23 protein-coding genes are annotated in these 26,978 nt (G+C 54.0%); 2 read left to right on the top strand and 21 right to left on the bottom strand.

The genetic code is table 11. The features are described from left to right. Window positions 1-56: 56 nt before the first annotated feature. The 4 genes from NSS64_RS05095 to NSS64_RS05080 form a co-directional block, all read right to left on the bottom strand. Entirely contained in the window at window positions 57-1,331 is a 1,275-nt protein-coding gene (locus NSS64_RS05095) for a dihydroorotase (protein WP_445667770.1), read from the bottom strand. Between the two features lie 115 nt (window positions 1,332-1,446). Then, entirely contained in the window at window positions 1,447-2,355 is a 909-nt protein-coding gene (locus NSS64_RS05090) for an aspartate carbamoyltransferase catalytic subunit (RefSeq protein WP_076076017.1), read from the bottom strand. A 2-nt stretch (window positions 2,356-2,357) separates the two neighbouring features. Then, entirely contained in the window at window positions 2,358-2,939 is a 582-nt protein-coding gene (gene pyrR, locus NSS64_RS05085; RefSeq protein WP_341139404.1) for a bifunctional pyr operon transcriptional regulator/uracil phosphoribosyltransferase PyrR, read from the bottom strand. Between the two features lie 623 nt (window positions 2,940-3,562). After that, window positions 3,563-3,799, bottom strand: a complete 237-nt coding sequence (locus tag NSS64_RS05080; RefSeq protein ID WP_341139403.1) for a hypothetical protein — start codon at window positions 3,797-3,799, stop codon at window positions 3,563-3,565. 169 nt (window positions 3,800-3,968) lie between these two features. On the opposite strand from NSS64_RS05080, the gene NSS64_RS05075 reads away from it, so the two are divergent. Then, window positions 3,969-4,529 carry a GNAT family N-acetyltransferase gene (locus tag NSS64_RS05075; protein WP_341139402.1) on the top strand — a complete coding sequence of 187 codons (561 nt, stop codon included), beginning with the start codon at window positions 3,969-3,971 and terminating at the stop codon, window positions 4,527-4,529. 354 nt (window positions 4,530-4,883) lie between these two features. On the opposite strand, the gene NSS64_RS05070 is transcribed toward NSS64_RS05075, so the two are convergent. The 3 genes from NSS64_RS05070 to lspA form a co-directional block, all read right to left on the bottom strand. Further along, complete coding sequence (locus NSS64_RS05070) at window positions 4,884-6,137, bottom strand: LL-diaminopimelate aminotransferase (RefSeq protein WP_340938928.1); 1,254 nt, start codon at window positions 6,135-6,137, stop codon at window positions 4,884-4,886. 101 nt (window positions 6,138-6,238) lie between these two features. Beyond that, window positions 6,239-7,213, bottom strand: a complete 975-nt coding sequence (locus NSS64_RS05065) for an RluA family pseudouridine synthase (RefSeq protein ID WP_341139401.1) — start codon at window positions 7,211-7,213, stop codon at window positions 6,239-6,241. Next, on the bottom strand, window positions 7,206-7,709 hold the full coding sequence (gene lspA, locus NSS64_RS05060; protein ID WP_076075971.1) for a signal peptidase II: 504 nt from the start codon (window positions 7,707-7,709) through the stop codon (window positions 7,206-7,208). Before lspA ends, NSS64_RS05065 begins: the two co-directional genes overlap by 8 nt. 256 nt (window positions 7,710-7,965) lie before the next feature. Here lspA and NSS64_RS05055 point away from each other — a divergent pair, with 256 nt between their 5' ends. Next, a complete protein-coding gene (locus tag NSS64_RS05055) occupies window positions 7,966-8,694 on the top strand; it encodes a TraR/DksA C4-type zinc finger protein (protein WP_340938926.1) in 729 nt (242 codons plus the stop codon). Window positions 8,695-9,055: 361 nt separating this feature from the next. Here the strand turns inward: NSS64_RS05055 and NSS64_RS05050 are convergent, their stop codons facing one another. The 14 genes from NSS64_RS05050 to NSS64_RS04985 form a co-directional block, all read right to left on the bottom strand. After that, complete coding sequence (locus NSS64_RS05050) at window positions 9,056-9,340, bottom strand: DUF5665 domain-containing protein (RefSeq protein ID WP_340995684.1); 285 nt, start codon at window positions 9,338-9,340, stop codon at window positions 9,056-9,058. 453 nt (window positions 9,341-9,793) lie between these two features. Next, window positions 9,794-12,886 carry an isoleucine--tRNA ligase gene (ileS, locus tag NSS64_RS05045; protein ID WP_341139400.1) on the bottom strand — a complete coding sequence of 1,031 codons (3,093 nt, stop codon included), beginning with the start codon at window positions 12,884-12,886 and terminating at the stop codon, window positions 9,794-9,796. A gap of 1,263 nt (window positions 12,887-14,149) precedes the next feature. Next, on the bottom strand, window positions 14,150-15,202 hold the full coding sequence (gene pseI, locus NSS64_RS05040; protein WP_341139399.1) for a pseudaminic acid synthase: 1,053 nt from the start codon (window positions 15,200-15,202) through the stop codon (window positions 14,150-14,152). Next, window positions 15,180-15,752 (bottom strand): UDP-4-amino-4,6-dideoxy-N-acetyl-beta-L-altrosamine N-acetyltransferase, encoded by a 573-nt coding sequence (pseH, locus tag NSS64_RS05035; RefSeq protein WP_340993958.1) that lies wholly within the window; start codon window positions 15,750-15,752, stop codon window positions 15,180-15,182. The genes pseI and pseH overlap by 23 nt, the downstream gene beginning before the upstream one ends. Next, on the bottom strand, window positions 15,724-16,842 hold the full coding sequence (pseG, locus tag NSS64_RS05030; RefSeq protein WP_341139398.1) for a UDP-2,4-diacetamido-2,4,6-trideoxy-beta-L-altropyranose hydrolase: 1,119 nt from the start codon (window positions 16,840-16,842) through the stop codon (window positions 15,724-15,726). Before pseG ends, pseH begins: the two co-directional genes overlap by 29 nt. Then, a complete protein-coding gene (locus NSS64_RS05025; RefSeq protein ID WP_341139397.1) occupies window positions 16,836-17,630 on the bottom strand; it encodes an SDR family oxidoreductase in 795 nt (264 codons plus the stop codon). Before NSS64_RS05025 ends, pseG begins: the two co-directional genes overlap by 7 nt. Before the next feature lie 4 nt (window positions 17,631-17,634). Further along, window positions 17,635-18,552, bottom strand: coding sequence for an aldo/keto reductase (locus tag NSS64_RS05020; RefSeq protein WP_341139396.1), 918 nt, complete (start codon window positions 18,550-18,552; stop codon window positions 17,635-17,637). 17 nt (window positions 18,553-18,569) lie between these two features. Continuing rightward, the gene (locus tag NSS64_RS05015; protein ID WP_341139395.1) at window positions 18,570-20,339 is read right to left on the bottom strand and encodes an N-acetylneuraminate synthase family protein; all 1,770 of its coding nucleotides are present in this window, start codon (window positions 20,337-20,339) and stop codon (window positions 18,570-18,572) included. Window positions 20,340-20,362: 23 nt separating this feature from the next. Next, complete coding sequence (gene pseC / locus NSS64_RS05010) at window positions 20,363-21,559, bottom strand: UDP-4-amino-4,6-dideoxy-N-acetyl-beta-L-altrosamine transaminase (protein ID WP_341139394.1); 1,197 nt, start codon at window positions 21,557-21,559, stop codon at window positions 20,363-20,365. Further along, window positions 21,556-22,521: a dTDP-glucose 4,6-dehydratase gene (locus NSS64_RS05005; protein ID WP_341139393.1), complete on the bottom strand. Its 966-nt coding sequence runs from the start codon at window positions 22,519-22,521 to the stop codon at window positions 21,556-21,558. The genes pseC and NSS64_RS05005 overlap by 4 nt, the downstream gene beginning before the upstream one ends. An 11-nt stretch (window positions 22,522-22,532) precedes the next feature. Next, window positions 22,533-23,537, bottom strand: coding sequence for an SDR family NAD(P)-dependent oxidoreductase (locus NSS64_RS05000; RefSeq protein ID WP_341139392.1), 1,005 nt, complete (start codon window positions 23,535-23,537; stop codon window positions 22,533-22,535). Between the two features lie 17 nt (window positions 23,538-23,554). Beyond that, entirely contained in the window at window positions 23,555-24,979 is a 1,425-nt protein-coding gene (locus NSS64_RS04995; protein WP_340993965.1) for a CDP-glycerol glycerophosphotransferase family protein, read from the bottom strand. 41 nt (window positions 24,980-25,020) lie between these two features. Further along, entirely contained in the window at window positions 25,021-25,797 is a 777-nt protein-coding gene (locus NSS64_RS04990) for a glycosyltransferase family 2 protein (protein ID WP_340993966.1), read from the bottom strand. A 179-nt stretch (window positions 25,798-25,976) separates the two neighbouring features. After that, window positions 25,977-26,951 (bottom strand): CgeB family protein, encoded by a 975-nt coding sequence (locus NSS64_RS04985; protein ID WP_341139391.1) that lies wholly within the window; start codon window positions 26,949-26,951, stop codon window positions 25,977-25,979. Window positions 26,952-26,978: the final 27 nt, after the last annotated feature.

The raw sequence follows: 26,978 nt of genomic DNA, 5'->3' as shown, positions 1-26,978 counted from the left end.
CTGATTCTTATGTCACAGCCATGCAGCCGGGCTGCATGGGCTACTGCTTACTTCTGTTAAGCCTCACTCCATACGGCTCTGCCGTCTACCCAGGTCTTCACCGGCCAGCCCTTAAGCTTCCATCCGGTAAAAGGTGTATTACGACCCTTGCTTGCAAACGTAGCAGGATCTACTGATTTCTCTTCATTCAAGTCAATCAGGGTCAGATCGGCAGGCGCCCCTACTGTAAGGCTGCCTGTATTCAGTCTGAACACCCGGGCCGGATCAGCGGTCATCCGCTGCACCAGCAGGGACAGATCCCATTTGCCTGTGGCCACAAAAGCGGTATACAGCAGCGGGAAGGCCGTCTCAAAGCCGACGATGCCAAACGGTGCAAGCTGCATGCCCTTGGCCTTCTCTTCCTCGCTGTGCGGGGCATGGTCGGTCACGATGATATCCAGCGTGCCGTCCAGCAGCCCTTCGATGCAGGCTTCAACGTCGCGGCGCGAGCGCAGCGGCGGGTTCATTTTCCAATTGGCGTCCATGCCCGGAATGTCTTCCTCCGAAAGCAGCAGATGATGCGGACACACCTCGGCGGTCACCTTAATGCCAATTTGCTTCGCCTGGCGGATCAGCCGGACCGACTGCTCGGTGCTGACATGGCACACATGATAGTGGACGCCCGTTGCTTCAGACAGCAGAATGTCACGGCCTACATGAATGGCTTCCGATTCGTTCGGAATTCCCTTCAGGCCATGCTTGTCGGCAAAAGTGCCTTCGGCTACAGGCGCTCCTTCCACCAGCGAGTTATCCTCACAGTGGGCAATGACCGGCATATCCAGTCCCTTCGCCAGCTTCATCGCATCCTTCATCATCTGCGCGCTCTGTACGCCTACGCCATCATCGGTGAAGCCGATCGCTCCTGCTTCCTTGAGTGCCGCAAAATCCGTCAGCTCGCGTCCCAGCTCATTCTTGGTAATGGCCGCATAAGGCAGCACCTTAACTAGTCCCGCTTCGCGCGCCTTATCCTTCACGAGCTGTACGATCTCTGCACTGTCTGTTACCGGGCGTGTATTCGGCATGCAGGCAATCGTTGTGAATCCGCCTTTGGCTGCCGAACGTGCGCCGGTCTCAATCGTTTCCTTATGCTCGAACCCCGGTTCGCGCAGATGTACGTGCATATCAATCAGTCCCGGAATCAGCAGCTTGCCTTCCGCTTCAACGGTCTCCCCGGCTTCCTCTACCGCCTCGGCGGCATCCTGAATCTTCGAGATAATACCGTCCTGCACAACAATATGCTTGCGCTCCAGCACGCCTTCTTCGTTCAGTACACTGGCATTTTTGATGATCACGGTTAGGATTCTCCTTTGTGCCTTCCGGCCGCAGCCGTAAGCTCTGTAGTTATTATATAATAAAAATTCATCTTTGTGTATATTTATTAATACTCTTATGTGAGGTTTTTTTCTGCTATTGCAGCGCCCGCTCCATGACAGCCATCCGTACCGGGACTCCGTTCGCCATCTGCGGGAAAATCCGGGACTGGCTGCTCTCCACCACCGCATCGTCGATCTCTACATTGCGGTTGACCGGCGCCGGGTGCATGATAATCGTTGCCGGGTCCAGCCTGGACGCCCGTTCCTCAGTCAGCCCGAAGTGCTCCCGGTACTGCTCAGCCGATAAAATAATACCCGAAGCATGCCGCTCCAGCTGCACTCTCAGCATCATGACCACATCCGCCTTCAGCGCTTCTTCCATGGACACGTATGGAGCGTAGGCCGCAAGCTCAGGAGCCTGCATATTCGCCGGTGCGCAGAACTGCACGCTTGCCCCCATTTTGGTGAGTGCCCAGAGGTTGGACCGTGCTACCCGGCTGTGCATAATATCCCCGATTATTGAGACCTTCAGGCCCTTCAATCCGCCAAAATGCTTGCGCATCGTGTACAGGTCCAGCAGCGCCTGCGTCGGATGCTCGTTGTTGCCGTCCCCGGCATTGATCAGCGGAACGCCAACCTTCTCGGCAAGCTGCTGCAGCACACCGGCAGGCTTCAGCCGGACTACTCCGGCATCGATCCCCATTGACTCCAGTGTGCGCACGGTGTCGTAGATCGACTCGCCCTTCTCCACACTGGAGGCCGCAGCCGTGAAGTTCAGCACTTGCACACCCAGGCGTTTCTCGGCCATCTCGAAGGAAAAGCGGGTTCTTGTACTATTCTCGAAGAACATATTGGCAACAAAATGTGCTCTCAGCACCGGCGTGAGCTTCTCGCTCTGATGATCCCAGTAGGCTGTTCTGTCTAACAGCTGGGTAATCTCCGACCCCGCCAGCTCCTTCATCCCCAGCAGACTGCGTTCCTTCACTTTGGTTGCCGTCATCATTGTTATCGTTCCTCCCGGTTTGAAATAATGTACACTTCGTCCTTGCCGTCATATTCGCTCAGGGACACTTCAATCTGCTCATGCCTGGAGGTAGGTACGTTCTTGCCGATATAGTCGGGGCGGATCGGCAGCTCCCGGTGGCCGCGGTCAGCCAGTACAGCCAGCTGGATCATCCGGGGCCGTCCGCAATCCATCAGCGCATCCATTGCCGCGCGGATCGTTCTTCCGGTGTACAATACATCGTCGAACAGGATCACTTTCTTGTCCCGGGTGCCGCTGGTGCTCGGAGGCAGGATTAGGTTGCTGTTGACAACTGCCTTGTCCATCGCTTCCAGGTTGTCCCCGCCGCCTTCGCGGTCATCGCGGTAATGGGTGATGTCCAGCTCCCCGTAAGGGATGTCCACGCCCTCAATTTCCTTAATGCGCTCCGCAATCCGCTGAGCCAGATAGATCCCCCGGGTGCGGATGCCGACCAGCAGGCAATTCTCGATACCCTTGTTTTTCTCCAAAATCTCATGTGCAATGCGTGACAGTGCCCGGCGAATCGCCGTTTCGTCCATAATGACATTTTTTTCAGTAACCATCCTCTTTGCCATCCCCCTGCTTGATCGCCTGTTCAAGTTCCCCGGATAACAAAAAACTCCTTGCCCAAAGCAGGCAAGGAGTGAAATCCGCAGATTCAAAAAGATGGCGTGTCCGCGCGCATAAAAAGACCCTCCGTACTCATACGGATTCCTTCTTTACATGACGCGAACCTCGATTCACGTTACCTTGCCAGCCTCACGGGACTGAATTAAAGGCGCTATTCAACTATAGGGAATTATGACAGATGGATGGGGGGATGTCAAATTTTCTTCACTGGTTAGGGAAATGTTTAGGTGAAGTGCGCGGCTGCGGCTGGGTTTAGGTGAAGTGCGCGGCTGCGGTGATTTTGGACTTTCGGTCGCTGTTGTCTCCAGATTGATTTGAATAAACCGCTTAGCGGATTAAATCCGGAGACAAAGGCGAACGCTGCCGCTCCTACAGTTCCAAAATCCCCTCCGCCGCTTCCACCTAAACGGTGAAAGAGATTTGTCATCCCCCCTTGGGGTGGGGGCAGAAGTGAAGAAGCACTATGGCGCTGCGCTGATAGTGCGGACTACACAACTGCGGAATTCAGGAGTTTCACTAATGGCACAAGACACCGTATCAGCGGCAATATGCCAGCTCATTTAAAAAAAGTGACCGCCACAATCAAACTCATTAACAACACAGGGATACCGTAGACAATCATGTATCCTATATATTTCACGGGTCTGGGAAGGCTAGTTAGATCAACTCGCCGAAAAGGCCCCCCGCCTTCGATCAGCTGCTGAGGCAACAATTGTTCATCGATATAACCAATACTGCTTTCAGCAATATCGGCTTTCTTATGGGTTTCAGTATGTGCGGGTGTAGTGTTCATCTTCTCTCTCCTAATGGAATTATAATGTCGTACAAGATCCAACAGCACAAGAGTCTGATTATTTGTTCTCATATTATACATTTTTTTACACGGGCGATCTACCCTAATTTCGTTCCAGCCCCTGCTCTGTTATGATAAAACTGGAATGGAACTGGAGGCGAATGAAATCATGAACATGGAGTTTATTACTATAGAAAAATGGGATGAAGCGTGGTGGGGGCGGATGGAGCAGATCTACCATGAGGCTTTTCCCAGCGGAGCTAAGACGGAAGCGATTCTGCGCAGTATGCTGAACCGGGGGATTGGTTACTTACATGCGGGGGTGCATCAGGGGGTAGTTGTCGCGATGGCTGTTACGGGTGTTGTGGGACAAGCTGCGGACAAGATCCTGATTATCGATTACCTCGCAGTAGATAAGGCATTGCGCGGAGAGGGAACGGGGACCTGGATGCTGGAGCAGATCAAAGCTTGGGCTATGCAGGAATACAGCATCCGTGGAATTATCATCGAGGCTGAATCGGGAGCTACGGAGTCGCACAAGGAACGTATTCATTTCTGGAAGCGGAACGGGTTCGTCCTGACCTCCTATGTGCATCAATATCGAATGGTACCGGAGCCTTATCAGGCGATGATGCTGCCGCTGGGTGGATCGGTGAATGTGCCGGATGACGGCGAAGGATTGTTTCGTTATATCAATGCTTTTCATAAGGTAGCTTACCGGAAAGGATAAGCGGCACTGCTTCCCTACATGTTGCACATTATGCAGGAATTCTTCCGCTTAACGAAGCTGCTGGGCCAATTGTTGCAGTTTTTGCAGGATTCATGCCAAAGATTTATCATTACCGAATGGATTGTTGCAAAAAGTGCAGGATTTGCGTGTCCGGGCTTGGTTTGAGCGGTGCGAGGTTGCAATTTGTGCAACAAATTGGGGCGGGTGGCCGGTTCAGGCCGGGCGATCACCATAGTAAATAGACGGCGACCAAGTGGAAACGGCATTGCCGTCCTTGTAAAGGACCGTACCGTTTCAGCGAGAAATAAAAACCGCCGCAGATTGCTCTGCAGCGGCTCCCATTCAAACCAAAACTTAAAATTCAAATTCAACGTCGCTAAGACGTCTTTGGATTTCGGAGATGACACGCTTCTCCTCTTCCTCGCCCTTGGCCACGAAGGTCACGGAGAAACGCACGAACGCGCCGGCATCATCCCAAGGCACGGTGGAGATGAGCTTCTCGCGGATCAGGAACTGCGAGAAATCCTCGCCGGATTCGAAGCGGCGTCCGCCCTTGACGCCCTTAGGTGCGGCTACATAAAGGAAGAAGGAGCCCTTTGGCTTCTCGGCCTTGAAGCCCAGGCTGTTCAGCGCATCCACCAGCATGTTGTGGCGGCGGGAGTATTTGGCGGCAATCGCTTCGGTAATCTCAGGATGAGAGAGGCCGTAAGCGGCAGCTTTTTGAATGGCGATGAACTGGCCGGAATCATTGTTGTCCTTCACATCACTGAACGCCTTCACGATCAGCGGATTGCCGGCCACGAAGCCGATTCTCCAGCCGGTCATGTTATAGGACTTGGACAAGGAGTGCAGCTCAACGCCAACATCCTTCGCACCAGGCACGGACAGGAAGCTCAGCGGCTTCACGCCGTCATACGTCAATGCAGCATAAGGTGCGTCATGGATGACGACTACATCATATTTTTTGGCCCAGGCCACTACTTCGCTGAAGAATTCAGGGGTGGCGCTTGCGCCGGTAGGGTTGTTCGGATAGTTGAGGTAGAGCAGCTTCGCCTTACGGGCAACCTCTTCAGGAATGGAGCTCAGATCAGGCAGGAAGTTGTTCTCCTTCTTCAGCTCCACAGAGTAGACTTGTCCTCCCAGATACTTGGTATGAGTACCCAGTACCGGATAGCCCGGAATGGTCATGATCGTGATATCGCCCGGATTAATGAATACGGATGGCAGCATAGCCAGCGCAGGCTTGGAACCGATGGAATGCACGATTTCCGTTACAGGGTCAATTCCGTCTACCTGAAAAACTTCCTTAAGATACACAGCCGCAGCCGCTTTGAATTCAGGAATACCGTTATCGGAGTAGCCGCGGTTCTCTTCCTTGGCCGCTTCCAGCGCAAGTCTTGCCACAATGCCTTCATCTGCCATTTCGTCCGGCTCGCCGACGCCCATGTCGATCAGTTCAATGTTCGGAAAATCCTGCTTCGCCGAAGCTTTGGCGCGTTTGATTTTCTCGAATTTGTAGATGGAGGTGTCCTTGCCGTATCCTTCGCCGCCGATGCGGTCTGCGAAATTCGTCTGAATGAATGTAGCCTGATATTGTTCAATGCTCATAATCTTCTATTCATCTCCTGGGCCTAAATTGTGAAGCTATGCTCTTAATATGACGCAAATCGGGCCTGTGTACCATGGATTTATAATCTATTGATTTGTACTTATCTGCTGCGCAGTGTAAATAGAAGCTCTTCCATATCCGCCGGGATCGGCGCGCTGAACTCCTTGTACTCGCCTGTAGAAGGATGTACGAATCCAAGTACCGCTGCATGAAGGGCTTGTCCGTTCATGGTAGTTCCCTTGCTGCGCCCGTAGACCGGATCACCCACCAGCGGATGGCCGATGAATTTCATGTGAACACGGATCTGGTGCGTCCGCCCCGTCTCAAGCTGAAGCTCCAGCAGTGTGCAGTCACCGAAGCGCTCCAGCACGGTAAAATGCGTCACGGAGCGCTTGCTGTTCTTCTCAGTTACGGTATACAGCTTACGGTCATGCGGATCACGGCCGATTGGCGCATCTACGGTCCCCTTGTCATGGGACAGATTGCCGTGTACCACTGCGATATAGCGGCGGGTCACGCTGTGCTCCTTAAGCTGGGCGGACAACGAAGCATGACTGGCGTCATTCTTAGCCGCCATAATCAGACCGGAGGTATCCTTGTCGATCCGGTGGACAATGCCTGGACGAATCTCGCCGTTAATGCCGGACAGATCCTTGCAATGATACATCAGCGCATTGACCAGGGTGCCGGAGGGATGTCCCACTGCCGGATGCACGACCATGCCGCGCGGCTTATTCACCACAATCACATCGCTGTCCTCGTAGGCCACTTCCAGCGGAATATCCTGTGCGATCAGGTCCGTAACCTCGGGTTCCGGCACCGTAACAGTTACCTTATCGCCTTCATTCAGCTTGTAGTTCGCTTTGACCGGCGAGCCGTTCACCACTACATGTCCGCTGCCGATCCATAGCTGAACCTGGGAGCGCGAGATCTCGTCTTCCAAGGCCTCTGTAACGTATTTATCAATCCGCTCCCGCGCATTTCCCTCGGCAACGATCCATTCGGTGACGTCTCTGTCTTCCTCGAGGGCGCCTGAATCCGCCAGCTCTTTGACGTCTTTGTTCAAATCATTCATTCCCTTCTTTGACTTCCTGTGATTCCTTCACCTCGGTGACTTCCTGTTCGCCCTTCACTTCCAGCAGCGTATCCAGAATAATCAGACCCACCCCGACCACAATACAGGAATCGGCCACGTTGAAGATCGGGAACGTATAGCTGCCGAAATTGAACATGAGGAAATCCACAACCTCACCGTTAAGAATCCGGTCCAGAAAGTTGCCGATCGCTCCGCCAAGGACAAGCGCCAGCGCGGTAGGCAGCAGCTTGCGGGTCTTGCGGGCCTTGTTCAGGTACCAGACGATTCCGCATACAACGATTACTGTAATCACAATGAAGAACCATTGCTGCCCCTCCAGAATTCCGAAGGCGGCTCCACGATTGCGGTGCGACGTAATAATGAAGAAATCCTTGATTACCGGAATTTGCTCTGCGAGCTCCAGCCGGGTGGCAATCAGATATTTGGTACCCTGGTCAATCAGAAATACAATTAGCGCAATCAGAAAGTACACCACAGAAGTTGTCACTCCGTTCTTATTTTTCCCGCGGCTACGCGGTACGAATACTGTATAAAGACTTGTATATTGTAGCACAGGCCTCAAGAACCCGTCTATTGCATGACCAGGCAAACCGGTTAAGGAAGGGCACTATTTGCCAGCGCTAAAAAAGGGCCCCGGAGGCCAAGCTATCCGTACAAGCGGAACCGGCTTTGCCGTCCTTTGAAAGGACGGTACCGTTTCAGCGATTAGCTACCGAAAGGAGCTCACAGCAATGAGCCATCTGACACCACAGCAGCTCTCCGGGCTGCGTACTGCTCTTCTGCAGCAGCAGGAGGATATCAAGCACAGGCTAAGCAATAGCGGACAATACGGACTGCAGGAGGCTATGCGTGACAACACGGGTGAGCTGTCGGAAATCGATAACCATCCCGGCGATGCTGCCACAGAGCTGTATAACCGTTCCATGGATATCTCCCTGCTGGAGCGGGATGAGCATGAGCTGGATGATATTGAATCAGCCCTGCGGGCGATGGACGAAGGAACCTACGGCATCTGCATCGCCAGCGGCGAACCTATTCCCTATGAGCGACTGGCCGCCCTTCCCTCCACCCGCTACACGAAAGAGCATGCTCCCCGTCAGAGTGCTCCGTTCACCCGGCCGGCCGAGGAGGAGCTGCTGTCTCCGCCGTTTGGCCGCACCAGTCTGGATGAGCGGGACGACCAGAACGGGTTCGATGGCGAGGATGCCTGGCAGATCGTGGAGAGCTGGGGCAACTCGGATTCGCCGGCTATGGCAGAAGGGAACAACATCGGCTCCTACAATGATATGGAGATCGAAGCGGACGAAACCGAGGGCTTCGTGGAGCCCTGGGAGAATTTCGTGGCCACCGACATTTCAGGCAATCATCTGATGATTATCAAGGGCAACAGCTACCGTCATTACATGGACGACGAGGAAGGCGACTACCTGCTGGACCCGACTCGAAAAGAACGGAAGTAGCACAGCTGGCACAGCAAGTGAGCACAAACCATGGCCCAGCTAATGCTTGGCAATGGTTAGGAACGATCCGATGAGAGAGCTGGAGAGGCTTAATTGCACTTTGTACAACTAAAACATCTGATTCATAGGCTATATCTCGTTTAGTTGCATTCCGTACATTTAAAAAGCCTTCTTCGCTAAGTTCGGTCCTCTTTAGGCAAATTTAGTTGTACAGAATACAGTTATCCGTCTAAAGCAGGCTATTTCGCTGCATTTAGGTGTACATTCTACAACTATCCCTGTGCTTGTCTTAGAACCCTGTTCCATTTCTGTCTAACTAGTACTGCCCCACAATGTGGGGTTATTTCAGGTTCAGCGCCGCTCAGAACGTCTTCAGCTCCAGTTGATGCTGGACAATCCGTACAATATCCGCGATATAATCGCCGATGATCGGCAGATTGAGTGCACCAAGCACCTGAAGCACATAAATAATCGTCGCTGCAAAAAAAGTGAATCCGAGCGCAATCCCCAGCCCCCTGGCCACGCCGGAGAGAATGTTCAGCCAGATTAGCCGGAACGGGGAATACAGCAGCTCGGTATATTCCGAGATTCGTGACTTCTCCATCTGCTGGGCCAGACTCGTGGTCATCCGGTACAGGGCGTTCAGCTTCTCTTCCGGGGGAAGGTCGGCCGGATCAACGGTTGCTGTGACAGATACTGTAGGCTTAGAACGGGGAGAAGCGGCTGGCTGACTTGTCCCAGGATATTCTGCGCCCGGTTCTGTCTTGCCCGAAGGGCCTGCTCCAGAATGCGGGGGCTGCTTCTCATGCGGCGAGTCCTCCCTGTTATTCCCTCTGTCCGTGGTTCTGATCGAAATTCTGCCCGGCCCTTCCGGCTGCTTCGGCTGCTCCGCAGGACTCTTCCCGCCTTTCCATCCGCCCATGCCCCTGCACCTCCTGGTTGTCTATAAGCCGCAAAACAAACGAGCCCGGTCAAAGAGAGTTCTCTCTTCAAGCACAGGGCTCGTCATTTGCATTCTAACCCGTGGAACCTTTTCCTTTGCGGCTAGTATATGCCATACAGGGACAAGTAATGCAGGAAATGCGCGGCCGCTCTGGAGTTAAGCGCCGATATGAATACCGATGCTCTTGCCGCCGGCATCCACGGTCTCATAGGTATACTCTCCGTCAAAATCAACCGTAGTCACCAGTACATTCTCACGCAGCACATGCTCGAATGCAGTCACCGCTGCCTTCAGCTCGTCATCGACATGCAGCGTCAGGGCAATCCGCTTGTCGATCGGCAGATCCAGACGTTTGCGGTAATCCTGCACCGCACGTACGACTTCGCGTACCCAGCCTTCCTGTACCAGCTCCGGCGTGATTTCCGTGTTCAAGGCCACGGTCAGTCCATAGCCGGAAGCGGAGGCAAAGCCTGGTTTGGCCTGCTTCTCCACCAGCAGCTCCTCGGACGTAATCTGCAGCTCTTCTCCGTCCGGTGACACAATGGCGATAACGCCTTCTTGCACTGCTTTGCGGGTAGCGTCACTATCCATCGCTTTGAGGAAGCCTTGCAGGAAGCCGACGCTCTTGCCGTATTTCTTGCCTGCTACCTTCAGGTTCAGCTTCAGGGTGAAGTCTACGAAGCCGCTGTCGCTGTGCTCGATGACAATATTTTTGACGTTGATCTCTTCTTTGATCAGCTCTTCATAATCCGCCACGTTGAAGTTGTCAGGCGTGGATGCAATCAGCTCGGACAACGGCTGGCGGTTCTTGATGCCGCTCTCGTTGCGGACGTTACGGGCCAGCTCGACGATGCCGCGGGCGTACTCCATATCTTTTTCCAGAGCAAGGTCGATCAGGTTCTCATCCGCTGCGGGATAGTCTGCCAGATGCACGCTCTCCCCGCCGCCCAGGTTCGTGAAGATATCCTCGGACAGCATCGGAGTGAATGGAGCCATCAGCTTGGCCGTGGTCAGCAGAACATGCGTAAGGGTGCGGTAAGCATCCAGCTTCTCTTCGCCCAGCCCGCTGCCCCAGAACCGGTCACGGGAACGGCGGATGTACCAGTTGCTCAGCTCATCCACGAAATTCTCAATCGCCTTGGAGGTGTTCACGAAATCATTCACGGCCAGCCCTTTATCCACCAGCACGATCAGGCTGTTCAGGCGGGACAGAATCCAGCGGTCGAGCTTATGCCCAGACACCTTGAACGGGTGATCCGCAGGATCATAGCCGTCGATTCCGGCGTACAGCGTAAGGAAAGCATGCGTGTTCACCAGAGTGTCCACTACCTTGGACTTCGTCTCCCCGACCAGACCGCGCGAGAACCGCTTGTTGTTCCACGGCGCACTGTCAGACAGAATGGCCCAGCGGAAGGCATCCGTGCCGTATTCGTTCATGATTTCCCATGGATCGATGACATTGCCTTTGGATTTGGACATTTTCTGGCCGTTCTCATCGAAAATATGGCCGTGGGCGATAACCGCCTTATACGGAGCCTTGCCTGTGAACAAGGTAGATACCGCCAGCAGGCTGTAGAACCAGCCGCGCGTCTGGTCGATCCCTTCGCAGATCATATCTGCCGGATACTGGTCCTCGAACCGGTCTTGATTCTCGAACGGGTAATGACTCTGGGCGAACGGCATTGAGCCGCTGTCGAACCAGACGTCGATCACTTCCGGGGTGCGGACCATGATGCCTCCTTCGCTGAACGGGCTGCGCAGCTGGATATTATCCACGTACGGCTTGTGCAGCTCGATATCCTCTGCCACTTCCCCGATAGCCATCGCTCTCAGCTCGGCAATGCTGTGCGGTGCGAATTCCTTGCCGGTATCCTGGCAGACCCATACGTTAAGCGGTGTACCCCAGTAACGGTTACGGCTGATATTCCAGTCCACCAGCTCCTCCAGGAACTTGCCGAAGCGGCCTTCGCGCACATGGTCCGGGTACCAGTCCACACTGTTATTGTTGGCAATCAGCTGATCCTTGATCGCTGTCGTCTGGATGAACCAGCTGTCTGTTGCGTAATAGAGCAGCGGGGTGTCGCAGCGCCAGCAGAACGGATAGCTGTGCTCGTATTTCTCTTTGTGGTAGAGCAGGCCGCGTTCAGACAGCACCTTCACGATATCAAGGTCACAGTCCTTCACGAACCGTCCGGCAAAATCACTCACTACATCCGTGTATTTCCCGGAAGCATCCACTACATTCACGAAGCTGATCCCATTCTCGCGGCAGCTCTTATAGTCGTCTTCCCCGTGAGCCGGAGCCATATGTACGATCCCGGTACCGCTGGAGTCCGTTACAAAAGAGGCTCCGACAATCACATTATGCTTCTCTGCCTTGATATAACCGAACGGCGGTGTGTAGCTCTGGCCGATAAAGTCAGCGCCTGTGTGTGTCGACAGGATAGTGTACTCGCCCTTCAACACATCGTCCACCAGATTCTTAGCCAGTACATACACGCCGTCTTCCTGCTGCGCACGCACATATTCCATAACCGGATTCATCGCCAGCGCCATGTGCGCCGGAAGCGTCCAAGGCGTAGTCGTCCAGGCCAGCACATAGTCGCCGCTGCCGTCCAGCTTGAACTTGGCGGTGGCACTCAGATCCTTAACTGTCTTATACCCCTGGGCTACTTCATGGGAGCTGAGGGTCGTCTGGCAGCTCGGGCAGTACGGGCTAACGCGGTGCCCCCGGTACATCAGGCCTTTCTCATGAACAGTAGCCAGGATGTTCCACACGCTCTCGATATACGTATTGTCCAGCGTTACATACGGATGATCCAGATCTGTCCAGTAACCGATCGCTTCTGTGAACTCGCGCCACTGCTTCTCATAGCCGAATACACTTTCCTTACATTCCTTGATGAACTTCTCCACACCGTATTCTTCGATATCCTGCTTGCCGGAGATGCCGAGCTTCTTCTGCACCCCGAGCTCTACCGGCAGGCCGTGCGTGTCCCAGCCCGCTTTGCGGATGACGCGGAAGCCCTTCATGGTCTGATAGCGGCCGATGAAGTCCTTGATGACCCGACCCAGCACGTGCCCGATATGCGGCACCCCGTTCGCGGTGGGCGGCCCTTCATAGAACACATAGTTCGGGCGTCCCTCGCGGTTCTCCATCGAGCGGCGGAACGTGTCCTCCTCGCTCCACTTTTTCAAGATCCGGACATCTCTGGCCCGGGCTTTTTCTTTGACGTCTACCTTATGCATGATGGTCAATCCCTTCGTTTAGTCTTAAACTGTATCGGATATCATCCGAGCCTTCTTCTTTTAAAAAGATTTTAAAACTTTAAAGCTTTTCGATCCCTCCCAAACCCTCCCTTCGCCAAGGGAGGGCCCCAAGGGCGCCGCCCTCTGGACACCCGAAATAAGTGCATCGTGCGAGGAGCAGGGTCAGTGGAAGGGAAGGATTACTTCGGCGGAGTCCTCGGCCCTTCTTAGGCTGCCCTGACGGGTACGCCTGCGGGGCCTTAACTGCGTGGGGCCTTGCCGTTACTTTTGGGCCACCCGGCCCGCGAACCCGGAGGGCAGCACTGGACGGGGGCCTTGCCGTTGGCTCTTGGGCCACCCGGCCCGCGATCCCGGAGGGCAGCACTGGACGGGGCCTTGCCGTTGGCTCTTGGGCCACCCGGCCCGCGAACCCGGAGGGCAGCACTGGACGGGGCCTTGCCGTTAGCTCTTGGGCCACCCGGCCCGCGAACCCGGAGGGCAGCTACTTGGACGGGGGGCTTGCCGTTGACTCTTGGGCCCCCGGCCCGCGATCCCGGAGGGCAGCACTGGACGGGGCCTTGCCGTTAGCTCTTGGGCCACCCGGCCCGCGAACCCGGAGGGCAGCACTGGTCGGGGGGCTTGCCGTTGACTCTTGGGCCACCCGGCCCGCGAACCCGGAGGGCAGCACTGGACGGGCGCGCCCGGGGCTTTGCCGTTTGCGCTGTTAAGGCCCCGCAGGCGAACCCGATAGGGCAGCCTAAGAAGGGCCGGTCCTACGCCGAACAAATTTTTCCCCTTCCGCGGACGCCTCTCCAACCTCGATAAGCACTTGTTGCGGGTGTCCAGAGGGCGGCCAGCCCTTGGGGTCCCCCTTGGAAGGGGGATTTAGGGGGATGCCCACCACACAAAAATGCGCCGCCCCGCCCCCAAAGGGGCGAGACAGCGCTCGCGATACCACCCTAATCTGCACTGCACGCACATCCTAAGGGTGTGGATTCAGTACAATCTCAGTCCGCAGGCAATAGACAACCTTGCGGGTCCGGGATAACGTCCGGCAGACGGCGGAGCCTACGCACGTATTACACGCTTCAGCTTAGCTTCTAGGGGAGGATCTTCGGGTAAGGCGTGAACGATCGGCTCGCAGCAAGCACCGACTCTCTGGAGAACGTTACCTTATCGTACTTGTCCCGTCATCGAATTTGGATTCAATGGATACAGATATGTTCTAGTTATAGACGTTTTCGCCCCAATTGTCAAGGCGGATTACAGCAGCAGGTCCCAGCTCAGCGGGGTGCCGACGGGCAGATCGGTTCTGAGGCGTTTGCCGAGAAGCAGATCATAATATTGGGGCGCGAGGCCGTAGCCGGGACGAATGACTTTGAGGTTATCCGTAGTGAGCAGGTCTCCGGCCTTGATGTCCTTGGAGGTATAGACAGACCGTCTGAATTGCAGGGATTTCTCTTCTTCGGGGGTGGGCCCGATGGAGACGCCGCCGAGCGCCCTCCAGGCCGTATCTGTCTCCCGGACCAGGGAAGCGAATTCTGCCGGCTCCAGGGAGAATGCAGCATCCACCCCGCCTTCCGCACGGTTAAGGGTGAAATGCTTTTCGATCACCGTACTGCCCAGCGCCACGCTTGCCACAGCGGCCCCTACGCCCAGGGTATGGTCGGACAGGCCCACCTGAGCACGGAAGACGTCGCGCAGATACGGAATGGTATTGAGGTTGGTATTCCCGGGCGAAGCCGGATAGCTGCTGGTGCATTTGAGCAGGATATACTCCCGGCAGCCGGCTTCAGTTATGGTCTGGACAGCCTGTTCAATATCGCCAAGCGAAGCCATTCCGGTCGAGATGATCATCGGCTTCCCTTTGGAGGCTACCTTTCGCAATAAGGGAATATCATTATTTTCGAAGGAAGCAATCTTGTAGCAGTCGACGCCGAGGGTCTCCAGGAATTCGAGCGAGGACTCATCGAACGGGGTGCTGAACGGAATCATCCCGAGCGCCCTACACGAAGCAAAGATAGGCTCATGCCACTCCCAGGGCGTATACGCCTCAGCATACAGCTCATACAGCGATTTCCCCTTCCACAGTCCATTCGAATCCCCAATCATGAAATCCTTATTCCGTAGATTAAGCGTCATGGTGTCCGGCGTATAGGTCTGGATTTTGAACGCATGTGCACCCGCCCCGGCGGCGGCCTTAACGATTTCGAGCGCACGGTCCAGAGACTGATTATGATTACCGGACATCTCCGCGATCACAAAAGGCGGATGCCCGCTGCCGATGGTGCGGTTACCGATCTTTATTTCCTTCATGGCCTGTCGTTGCCTCCTCTGTCAGCCGTAGCCTGTGCTTCTCCCATTGCTCCCGGAACAGGGCCATCAAGACCACATCCACTGGCTGATGATTTCTGATCCGTTGCCTGCCTAGCCTGCCTTCCTCTATGAAGCCTAGCTTGCGGTGATAGGACAGGCTCCGCTGATTGAAATCCAGGATTTGCGCGCACACCTTACTTAGCTGCTCCACCTGGAAAATATGCTCCAGTGCCAAGATTCCCATCATGGTGCCGGAGCCGGGGGGACAGCTCATGTCCCCTATATAAAAGCCCCATTCACAGGTCTTATGGACCCTGTCGATCTGTGAGAACTGCACGAAGCCTACCGGTGTGTCCAGATAGTAACAGATTCGAACCACCCGGCTGGTATCCTCGGCAATAGCATCCATCCAGCTAAGATGCTCTTCCAGCGCAATGATCCCGTCATGATTCATATAGGGCCTGATATGATCCGCATTGCGCCATTCCCATATGAGCCGGCTATGCTCTTGGCCCAGCTTCTCAAGCCTGTAGTCCCTTAGGTCTGCCATAGTCCCCTCCCATAATCCTGTCTATGACCTCATCCCATTTATCCTCGCCCATCAGGCGGAGCGCCTGCTCAGACATGGCCCGTACTCTGGGCGGGTTAGCGAGCATAGAATTAAGCCCCTGCTCAATTGTTTGAGCGGTCACCTCGTTACTCTTCCCCAGGCAAAGTGCAGCCCCCTGCGCATGAACCAAGGCCGTGATCTCCCGCTGATTATCCGCCGTAATAATACACAGTGAAGGCAGGCCCAGGTAACAGCGCTCCCAGGTCGTACTTCCGCCTGCTCCGATGGAGAGGTCTGCCTTCTGCATCAAGTCAGCCATATAATCAATCTGACAATGGAAGCTGGCCTGTGGCATCGTGCCGCATAAGGCTGCGATGTCATCCTTGCGGCGGTTCATTCCTCCTGCCACTACATCCAACCGCAGGTTTGCGAATGCGGGGCTCTGTAGTGCTTGTAAGGTCTTCAGGGTCTCCCCCGTAGGATCTGTGCCGCCAAAAAACACCAGAACCCGGCTTATGCTTCCGTCCCGTTCAGCCAGCCCCAGCTTAGCCGCACGGAATTCCGGCCGCAGCAGCGTATAGCATGTGCCTGTCAATTTCGTGCAATAAGCGGGAAGCAACCCCTGGTAGCGGTCCCGGGCAGCGGATGGATTGGGGTCCAGCAGCAGATCACACTCATGCGGACGGTCCGCCAAATCGTCGATGGCCACCAGCTTCTTCACTTTCCTCTGGACCATTGTCTCCCACCGCTTATCAATGCCGTAATGGTCAACAATGAGGCAATCTGCAGGAGCAGCTCCCTCCAGCCGCTGCACTGTCTCCAGGGCATCGGTCCGCCAGTCCACCTGAAGCCAGAATGCGGCGTATGACGGATCATCCGGCGGCGGAAGCAGCTCCACCGCATAGCCCTGCCCCCTGATATAATCTGCCAGATTCCCCGGCAGCTCGCGGCAGATGAAGGTGACCTGCCCGCCCCTGGCGGCAAGTCCGCCTGCAAGTGTGAGGCAGCGCATAATATGGCCCGTGCCCATAGAATACGAGGAATCGGCGCGAATCCATATATTCATCTGCTTATCTGCTGTGCTTACCATGCGGTCCAGCCTCCGTCAACAGAGATATTCTCACCTGTAACATAGCTTGAAGCGGCAGAAGCCAGGAATACCATGACTCCCTTCAAATCTTCAGGAGTGCCGATCCTGCCCAGCGGATTCTTCCTCTCCAGCTGCCGGATGAACTGCGGATCGGCTTGAACCGCTGCATTAGGAAAAGGCCCAGGCGATACCGTATTGGCCCTGATTCCGTGTGTCCCGAAGTGGCAGGCAATGTAACGGGTAAACTGGCCAATCGCCGCTTTACCGGCCCCGTAATTGGCGGGATTATCCATCCCGCTGTCTCCGTAGACCTCCGGGTTCGGCGAGACCAGCCCATACATCGAGGAGACGTTAATGATGGAGCCTCTCTTTTGTTCAACCATATAGGGCAGGACGGCCTTGACACATCTGAAGGTTCCATTGATCGTCCCGTCCAGCCCGGCCAGCCACTGCTCTTCACTCATGACGGCCAGCTTGGCGGCTGAGCTGAACGCGGCATTATTCACCAGAATATCGATGCTTCCGGCCGCTTCGGCGATGCTCTGAATACATTCTCTGACTGATGCTTCATCCCGGATATCCATTGCCTTGCCGAAGCAGGCTGCTCCGGTTGTCCGGGCAATGGCCTCCGCCGCCTCCTTGCAGCGCTGCACGTTCGAGCTGACCAGATAGACTGTCGCGCCAGCCTCAGCCAGCCCCTCTGCTATAGCTGTGCCCAGATAACCAGCCCCTCCGGTCACAACCGCTGCCTTGCCTTGCAGATTAAATATTTCTTGAAGAGTACGCATCCGGTTACTTCCACCTCCTGGGGTCAATGATCTCTACAGGAATATCCGTAAAGGATTCACCAAGCTTATGCCTCACTGCCCGGCTTAGAGGGGGCAACGCCATCATCCGCAGGTTCTCCTGCACCTGTTCCACCGTCTCGCAACCAATCACCATCCCGGATATCCCCGGAAGATCTCTCACATAGAGGAAGCACAGCTCTTTAACGGGTATCCCGGTTTCCTCGCTGTACCTGATTAATCGTAACAATGGCTGCTCCGCCTGCTTCAGCCCCGCCGGAAGCTGCTCCGGTGCCATCAGCAGCAGGCCTTGCAGATAGACACTGCGGACGAAGATTTCTGTGCCCTTCCGGGCGAGCCGCTTCAGCATTCCATTCGTTATCCATCTCTGGTCCAGCACATTCAACGGAATTTGAATGCTGTCCAGGTCCTCCGCGCGCATAAAATTCGCAATATCCTCCGCATCATACACGGATACACCGATTCTACGGATGAGCTGCTGCTGCTTCAGCTCCTGCAGCATTCGCAGAATCTCACCGCCCTGGTAGGGCAGATCCAGCGGATCATGCAAGAGACAGACATCCAGCGCAGAGCACTTCAGCCGGTTCAGGGAAGAGCGGACAGAAGAGGTGACGAACCTCCTCCGCGCTTCCTCCGTGCGCAGTCCTAACCGCTGGACGGAAGGAAGCTTCGTCACAATCTGCGGCCGGCTCTGCGGATCTGCACCTTCCAGGCAATCTCCGATGATAGACTCGCTGTCCCCATATCCCGGTGCGGTATCCAAATAACCGATCCCCGAGGAGAGGGCATATTGGAGCAGTTCGTTCCTCTGTTGTATAGAGAAATTGACAGCTGTATTCGCAATCCCGTAATTTCCGCCTAACTGGGCTGTACCCAGCACAAGGCTCGCTCTATTCGTCATCATCCGAAGCCTCGCTAACGTTATGGTCTCTTTTTCAGGGTGGTTGCTTCATTCAGCTCCTTGACCAGCTCCGTATCATCCCGCCATTTCACCTGAATGCCCCGGTTGCGCTCAGCCATCTCAGGGTGGCCCTGCAGGAATGCCTTCAATTCTTCGAAGTACAGCGGTCTTGCACCCACATCCAGTGCCTGGTAGATCGCCTCGAACAGCTCCAGATCCTGAATCTCATCCATGGTTAACCGCCACTCGGGATGCACCCACTCTGCAGGAAGATCCACAGCATTGATCTTGAAGAGCTGCGGATTGTTGAAAAAGTAAAAGGACAGATACTCCGCATGCGTAAGCGGATTGGAATAGTGCAGCAGCCTTCTCAGCGCTTCAACGGTAAACACATCCCCCACCGTACCCATGGTCGACTCCTTGGCGTAGGTAAAGTCCGCACCGCTTGCCAGATGCCGGTCTATCAAAAACTGAAGCATCTCCGGGGAGATCGCCGGATTGTCACCGGTGACCCGGACTACGATATCTGCCTGGGCCGCTTCAGCCACGCTCAGCATTCTTGCAGCCACATTGTCCGGGTCGCCGGTTACCACCTTCACCTGATGGTTCAGGGTGAACGCTGTAAGGGGCTGGTCGTCCGGCAGATCCGAGGTGGCCAGCACCACCTCATAGCCGCCCGGCACAGCCAGACAATTCATCAGGCATCTCTCGATGGCTGGAATGCCGTGAATCTCGCGCAGCGCCTTGCGGCGGAGCCGGGTGGATTTCAATCTGCAGATGACGGCGATGCAGATTTTGGGTACTTTTACCTTCCTGGGCGTGATGGGTGTGTTCGCTGGTATTGCTGCCGTTGCAATCATAGGGAATTGCACCGAAGCATTGCGGGCCATGAGGGCATCCGACTTAGAGGAACGTTTATAGCATATGTTCGCAGGCGTGATGATTTCACCAGGGTGCAGCTCCGTACGGGAGATGATCTTCAGAGAGGAATCCTCCAGATACCTTCTTTCCGATTCCTTAATTTCGAGGCTGCCCAGTACACACTCTGCCCGGCGCAGCTTATCCACCATCCGCCAGAATTCCTCGGGCGTAAGCGCCGAATAATAGTCAATGCCCTTCTCCGCACGATTCAGAGTGATATGCTTCTCAATGACACTGGCGCCCAGCAGATAGGCATAGACCGGAAGATCAACCGCCATTTCATGATCGGCATCCTCATGGTCCGCGAAGCCCACCTCCAGCTGATAGGTCTGCTTAATATGGGCGATCCGGCTCAGATTAGACTCCTCCGTCCGGGTCGGATAGCCCTGGAAGCCGTGCATTAGCACGATGGGGCCTTTGAAATGACTCCGGATGTAGGATAATTGGGAATCCATCTCTTCCTCCAGCCAGCCGCTTACGCCGATGAGTAAGGGCTTATCGAACCTGTGCAGGGCTTGAATCAAGGGGAGCGACTGTAAGACGGTTGTCGGTAATTTCAAGCCGTCTACCTGACCTTCAAGCTCCGTAAGCAGCCCGGCCCCCCATTCATCATAGAGATCTACCCAGACCTCCAGCCCCGCATCCTTGGCAAGCTGTACCGCCTCCGCCCATTGCTGCTTGCTGATGAACAAATCGATATACGTCTGATAATGGATGAAATCCGGCACCGCTAGGCTGTCGTAATGGAACCATTGAAATTTCACCCCGTCAGCGCCGCTGCGTGCGGCTGCGAGGATCAGCTCCCGCAGCCGGCCGGGGTCGCCCATATGGGCATTGGCAATCTCGGCAATCACCTTCACTTTGGCCACATTAATCACTCCCTTCTCTATTTTCACTTGGAGTAGTGGCGGATCACCTTCTTGACCGCGGCGACCACATCCATCACATCTTCAGCTTCCATGCCCGCATACAGCGGGAGCGTAATGAATTCTTCGTAGCAGCTTTCAGCGACCGGACAGATCCCCTTCTTGAATCCCAAGCTTTCGTAGTACGGATGCAGATAGGCGGGAATGTAGTGGACGTTGACTCCGATGTTTTCCTTTTGCAACGCCTGAAAGACCGTCTTGCGGGTGGCCTTCAGCCTTACGAGCTGAAGTCTGACAATGAACAGATGCCAGCTCGACTCTGCCTCGGGAAGCTGATGCGGCAGAATAAGCTCCTTGGCACTACTCAGCTCTTGCAGATACAAGGCTGCAAGCTGCTTGCGCTTCTCAATGAAGCTTCCGATTCTGCGCAGCTGGGAGATGCCGAGTGACGTCTGGATATCTGTGATCCGGTAGTTGTATCCGAGGAATTGCATCTCGTAATACCAGGGTCCGTGGTTCTCCCTTAACTTGCGCTCATCCCTGGTGATGCCGTGCGTGCGGAACTGCAGCAGCTTCTCATAATACGCCGGGTTATTGGTCGTAATCATTCCGCCTTCGCCCGTTGTTATATGCTTTACAGGATGGAAGCTGAACATGGTCATATCCCCGATAGCCCCGATGCTTCTATCCTTATATCTGGCGCCAAGCGCATGGGCGGCATCCTCAATCACGATCAGATTATGCTCCCGGGCAATCTTCAGAATCTCATCCAGCTGTGCCGGCTGGCCGGTGAAATGGACCGGGATAATCGCTTTCGTTCTCGCGGTTATGCTCTCTCTGATCCGCTGCGGATCAATATTGTACGTCAGCGGATCGATATCCGCGAATACCGGTACGCCCCCCTGATACAGCACACAATTCGCCGTGGCAGCAAACGTCATGGGAGTCGTAATCACCTCATCGCCTTCGCCGATCCCGGCGGCATAACAGGCCCCGTGCAATGCCGCAGTTCCGCTGGAGAAGGCCACCGCATATTTTGCCCCAGTAAACGCTGCGATCTCTGCTTCGAATTGCTCAATGGCCGGGCCGCTGGTCAAATAATCACTTTGCAGCACCTTGACCACGGACTCAATATCCTCGTCATCGATCATCTGTCTCCCATACGGCAGGTAGTGGGCACGTACAGGCTTCCCGCCGTCAATGGCCAGTTTGCTTTTACTCATGACTGGTTCGGCTCCTTTCGGTGAAAGGTCTCAAGAATCCATTGCTCTGTCCGCCGGATGCCCTCTTGGATCGTAACCTTGGGCGTCCAGGACAAGTGCTTCTCTGCCTTGTTGTAATTGCATAACAGCTTCTGGATCTCACTCTGTGGGTGAATATGCGGAACGTGATGGATGGGGGCCTGCCCGTCTGCAATAAGCTCGGCCAATTGATTGACAGTGATATCCACACCCGTGCCTGCATTGACAATTTCTCCATGCAGCTTGTCGCTGTAGCCCGCCTCCACCACGAAATCTGCACAGTCCCCCACGTATAATAGATCCCGTGATTGGGTGCCGTCTCCGTAGATATTCAGCGGCTCGCCCTTTAATTTGCTGTGGATGAAGATCGCCACAACGCCGCCTTCGCCGCCGGTTTTCTGATAGGGACCATAGGTGTTGAACGGTCTTACAACGACCACCGGCAGATCATAAGCATAGTAATAGGATAGCACCATATTCTCCGCAGCAATCTTGGCACCGGCATAAGGAGAGGCTGGCTTGATGGGGGATTGCTCGTCAATTCCCTGCTCATCCGTAGCTCTGGCGTAGACCATGCAGGTACTCATGAAGACCATCTTCACCTGCTGCTTGCGGCATTCCTCCAGCAGATAGAAGGTGGCCAGTGTATCATTGTTGAACGTGGTCTCAGGATCATCTATGCTGTCTTGCACATTGATACTTGCTGCCAGATGGTAACACAGGTCGAAAGTATGCTCCCGGAAAATCTCCTTCAAGGCTTCTCTGTCCTTGAGGTCCATGATCTGCACCTTCTGCAAATGCTCGTGATCTTCATACTCTTTCAGATTATCCAGTGAAGAATTCGCCAGATTATCAATGATCCATACCCTTTGTCCATCCTTTAACAAACGTCCGACCACCGATCTGCCGATGAAGCCTGTGCCTCCGGTTACAAGTATATTCATAGTAGCCTCCACTAGATTAGATTTTGTTCCGATGCCAGCTTCCTTACCTGCTCCTTGGTCAGCGGGATCTCTCCTTCGGAGCTGTAGGTGCCCGGCTTCGGCCTGCCTGCTCCCCGGTAGGACTGCGGTGCAGCATAGGGGGAAGGGACAATGTATACATCCTTTAATTCATAGGCGGTTAAGGATTCCTCGTGGGTCATCAGCTCTTCGTACCTCTTCTCACCGGGCTTCAGGCCGATCTCCAGAATCTTCACCGCAGACGGGCGGGTCCCGTATTTCTTCGGTGCCTCCTCGGCCACAACCTCAGCCAGATCCTTCAGCCTGATCACGGGCATCTTCAGAATAAAAGTCTCACCGCCCTTCGCCAGCTGCAGGGACTGAACGGTGAGCCGGGTCGCCTGCTCCAGCGTCATCATGAACCTTGTCATGGACAGATCTGTTACGGTGATCGATCTGCCTTCTCTCGCCTGCTTCACAAACAAGGGAATGACAGACCCTCTGGACCCCATCACATTCCCGAACCGCACCGTGCAGAACACCGTTTGGCCAGAGGCTCCCGAGGTGACGGCAGAGGAAATCAGCTTCTCCGCAGACAGCTTGGTGGCTCCGTAGTTATTGGTCGGTGAAATGGCCTTATCTGTGCTTGTAAAAACGACCTTGTGTACCTTCTGCTGCTTCGCTGCCTGAATCACGTTATGAGTGCCGATAATATTCGTTAGTACAGCCTCGAACGGGTTATATTCACAGAAGGATACATGCTTCATAGCAGCTGTATGGAACACATAATCTATCCCCTCCATCGCAGCCAGCACGCGGTCATAATCCCGGACATCGCCGATCAGATAGCTAAGCCTTGCGTTCCCTTGCAGCTCATCCTGCAGCTCGAACTGTTTATATTCATCTCTGCTGAGAATCCGGATGATCTGAGGCCCCTGCTTCAGCAGGAGCTTCACAATACTTTTCCCGATCGTGCCGGTTCCTCCAATGACCAGAATTTTCTTGTTCCTAAAGAACATCTCCTCCTCCCCCCTGTTCATAGCTTGGGTCTTCCCTGGATCAGGCGGTCCATTAATTCGGCAAGTCTCCGGCCGGATTGCTCAATCTGATAGGATTGCTGCAAGAACTTATCCATCACAGTCTTGTAGTTTACTTTCTCTTTATTGCTGGAGAAATAATGGGCCACCATTCGGGTCAGATCAGCCGGTTCTTTTTGAATATAGGGATCAAGGGCATCATAGTAATCATATTCACGGTTGGCCTGAATGAATTTGTAGACAAATACAGGCTTGTCGAATAAAAGGCCTTCCAGGGCAACCGTGGAGAGGGTGGCGACCACAGCGTCCGATTTCATAATCAGCTCACGGGTGTCAGCCTTTCGGTCGGTAACCACATGAACATTGCTATATTCTTCTTCATACTCGGTATACAGCGAAATCAGCTTCTTGGACAGCTCCCAGGGATGGGGCTTGATGATCAGCTGAAACTGCGGATGTGAGGCCAATTGGGTGAGCAGGGTGCGGATCTTGTATTCATCCAGCGTCGGTCCGGTAGCGATTAGTAAGGTGATTTTATGAGGATCAAGCTGGTAGGTTTCCCTAAAAGATTCTATAGCGGTGGGCTTCGAAGTAAAGATATCATCATAACGCGGGTGGCCGGTGATCACAATTCGCTCCGCTTCAAGCCCTCTTCTCGTATACCAGTCGTGTTCATATTGCCCGTAGATTCCGATATGGCTGGAGAATACAGGAATGAATGCTTCCTCTCCCATCAGAATTCCGTGCTGCAGACATACGCTGGGAATCCCCTTAATCCCTGCAACGACGGCAAGTGTCCGGCTGGCAACATCCTCTGTCGTACCTACCATTACAGCGGCTACCGGCAGGTCATTGTAGAGATTAAACACCATTTCAATCGTATCTACAATGGAAGGAATCCGGCTTAGGAAGGTCTGGGTAAAAAATTCATTACTGAATGCAGGGTGTCCTTCGGCCTTAGCGAATAGCTCCGCCGCCCGCTGGATCAGCTCTTCCGCCTCAGCTTTGGTGTCCTGCTTGTAGCCCAGGCTGTAAACATTGGGGATGCCAAATAACTCATCCGCTCTGGAACGGGATAGAATCATAGCCGAATTTCCGCTGAAATGCTCGCTGATCGTTTGCTCCGACATTCTGATATAGTCCAGATTAATCAGTATTTTGCCCTTCAGATTGGACTTCACGGGCTGATAGAGCGGCGCAACCCACTTTTCAAAGAAAGGCTGAATCTGGTGCTGCTCTTGAATACCGGAATGCTCCAGCTTCAGCTTAAAATCACTGCTCCCCATCTCGCTTCTAAGCTCATCATTGATTTGCTGATAGAAGTTCGTCATCAGGGCCAGAGGGATATTCCTGTATTTCAGCTCCTGCGCAACATGGATAAATTCACTATAGAGCGACCAGTAATTGGACAGATAGATAGACAATCCGTTTTCCCTCCTCGTGGTACCTTTCTATGGCAGAGACCTTATTTCTTTTGCTGCTGAATGGATTTCAGCTCTTCTCTCAGCTCCTTGCAGGTTCGCTGCGGTGGAAGCATCTGGATGAATTGACTCTTCTCCTGGTGCGCCAATTGGTAGTGAATGGACAGCTCGGTGATATAGTTATCATCCAGAATCTCATCCACCGGGTAGAAATCCCAGAACTGGTTGAGCCGCCAGAAGAACCGGCCGTCGCCAATTCTATAGAACTCCGGATTCTCATCCCAGTAGGACCCGAACTTGTCATGAATGACCGGAAGAATGGAGCTTCTGTGCAGGATGGAGCAATGATCAATGACGCAAGGAGCCACCGAAACGATTTTTTTGGCCGGTCTTAGCTGGCTGCGGGTCACTTCATTGTGTTCATTCAAGTAGTTGACCAGCGATGCAGAGTAGGCAATCATGACCTCGGGGTTCTCCTCCAGATAGTCCACCATCTGCTCTAGTCTAGTATTTCTGTAACAGTTGTCATCCGTGGCATAGGAAATATACTCTCCCTTGGCTTGATACAGGGCTTGATTGATCAGTGCGGAATATCTGACCTTCTCCACTCTCTGCTGCAGAGTTTCTGTATCGCTTCTGACAAATTTGATTCTCTTATCCTTGAGATAGGGCTCAATCACTTTCAGAGTTTCTTCATTCGAGTTATCATCCATCAGGTAGAATTCAAAGTCTGTAAGCGTCTGATTCAGAATGGATTCAATGGACTTTGCGACATATGCGGCCTTATTGTAGCTGGTCATAATGATCGTAACTTTTGGCAATCGAATACCTCCCCCGCTGTTTACTTGCTATCATATGTATCCTTCTTCGAAACGTTATAGGTTAGAAGACTAAATTTTCAAATGGAGGACAGAATACCGCTCGTAATCTATGGGCAAACCTGAATAGACGCCTAACAGCATGGCTGTTAAGCGTCTATCAGGTCCGGTAAATCCGTCTATTAAGCTTGCACGTTCATCAACAAATCATGCAGCCGGTGCTCAAAGGTATGGGCTGCCAGCACCTGCTGCCTCGCGGCTTCAGCGATCCGCTTGCGCTCATCGCCATGTGCCATGTAGTAATGGATCTTCTGCAGTAAATCATGCTTATCCTGATACGAAACCACCTGTGTGCCTTCTTCAAACTGCTGACGGAGCCCGCTCTTATAATCTGTAAGCTGGAACGCTTCACAGCTGGCCGCATCGAAGGTGCGGTTGTTGATGCTTGTGGCGATAATCCCCGCCCGGTTCCGGTTGTACTTCTCAGCGTAGGGCCGGTGGATATTCAGCACAATTTTCGCCCCGTTATAATAATTGGCAGCCGTTTCCGGCGGAACCCAGGCATTCACCAGCTCCACATTGCGGTTAGCGTTGTGCTTCCATTCATGATAGTACCGCCCCCACCCCCGCCCCACCAGTTGGATACGATAGGCTGTGCCTGCAAGTAAGGCTTCTATAAGCTCAATCCGGTTACTGTAAGGCACACCTACTAAGCAGAGATCACTTGTGTACTCCTCGGATACGGCTGCGGGATGAAACAGATTCGGGTCTGTGCCAAGAGGCAAATGATAGACACGCGGATGACCCAGCGCCCGATAATGCTCCAATGCAGCCTGGTCAATGGTGAACATATAATCGAAATAAGCAATCAGCGGAATCGTCCAATCCATGTAATAAGGGTCCTCTGTCATCCATACCGCCGACTTCACCCCGGATTGTCTGATGAACTCCAGCACCGGCTGCGCAACCTTCAGACCGCCTATAAGCAAAATCAGTTCCGGCTGCCACGAATGCTGTTTAAGCTTCAATCCATTCAACACACTGCCAGGCTGCACAGCTCTGCAATGATGCCCCGCTTTCAGCAAAGCCTCTGTGATACGCTGTTCGAAGAAAGAATACACACCCTGGAAGCCTGAAGTTATCAATAGGATATTCATAGCTATCACCACCATAAGTCCGATATT

Origin of the sequence: Paenibacillus sp. FSL H8-0122 (assembly GCF_038005345.1) — a bacterium.
In the GTDB taxonomy this organism is placed as follows: Bacteria; Bacillota; Bacilli; order Paenibacillales; family Paenibacillaceae; genus Paenibacillus_AQ.
The sequence above is the reverse complement of the archived record's forward strand: the minus strand, read 5'-3'. Positions and strand labels throughout refer to the sequence as shown.